Source organism: Pseudomonas sp. B13(2017) (genome assembly GCF_002113245.1).
Classification (GTDB): Bacteria; Pseudomonadota; Gammaproteobacteria; order Pseudomonadales; family Pseudomonadaceae; genus Aquipseudomonas; species Aquipseudomonas putida_Z.
This window is the reverse complement of sequence record NZ_NEJX01000053.1, coordinates 1-896: the sequence shown is the minus strand read 5'-3', so window position 1 is coordinate 896 and position 896 is coordinate 1. Positions and strand designations below refer to the sequence as shown.

Annotated in this window: 1 protein-coding gene; it reads left to right on the top strand. The window is 62.7% G+C overall.

Features of this window, described 5'->3' with window-relative positions; translation table 11 throughout:
* Nucleotides 1-896, top strand: an 896-nt coding sequence (locus CAG44_RS28875) for an immunoglobulin-like domain-containing protein (RefSeq protein WP_158091157.1), incomplete at both ends; no start/stop codon positions are given.

Here is an 896-nt window from a genome sequence, read left to right as displayed (position 1 = left end):
AACCTGGTCAAAGGCGACCCGGTCACTCTGCAGATCACCGACGAACCGGGTACTCCAGGCAACCCTGGCACCCCAGGCACGCCGAATGGCGGCGATGAAGTGACGCTGACCCTCACCGGCAATGCCGTGCAGGAAGGCCACACCACAACCATCACCGGCACCCTGAGCCACCCAGCGGGCCAGGCGTTCACTGTCACCCTGAGCAACGGCCAGACCCTGAGCTTTGCCGAGGGCGCGCTTACCGCGACTACCAATCCGTTCGTGGCGCAGAGCGATGACGTATTTCGTGACGGTGAAACTCAGACCATCAGCGTGACAAATGCGGGCAACCACAACTTCGAGAACCTGAACACCAGTGCCACCACGACCGTCACCGTGAGCGACACCGTCGACACCGTGAAGGCCGAGCTGAGCATTTCGCCGAACCCGGCAGTGGAAGGCCAGGCGGTGACCTACACCATCACCCTGACCGGTCCTGCCGGTGCCGACCTGAGTCAGCACGGAGGTCTGTCCATCGCGCTGAGCAACGGCGAGGTGATCAACATCCCTGCGGGCCAGGTCAGCGCTTCGCAAACCGCTAACCTGGCGGATGACGTCTATGTCGGCAGCAGTGCTCCGAGCATCGCCATCAACGGAATCACTGAGCAAGGCACTGGCAAACAGGTCTTTGAGAACCTGGTCAAAGGCGACCCGGTCACTCTGCAGATCACCGACGAACCGGGTACTCCAGGCAACCCTGGTACCCCGGGTACGCCGAATGGCGGCGATGAAGTGACGCTGACCCTCACCGGCAATGCCGTGCAGGAAGGCCACACCACAACCATCACCGGCACCCTGAGCCACCCAGCGGGCCAGGCGTTCACTGTCACCCTGAGCAACGGCCAGACCCTGAGCTT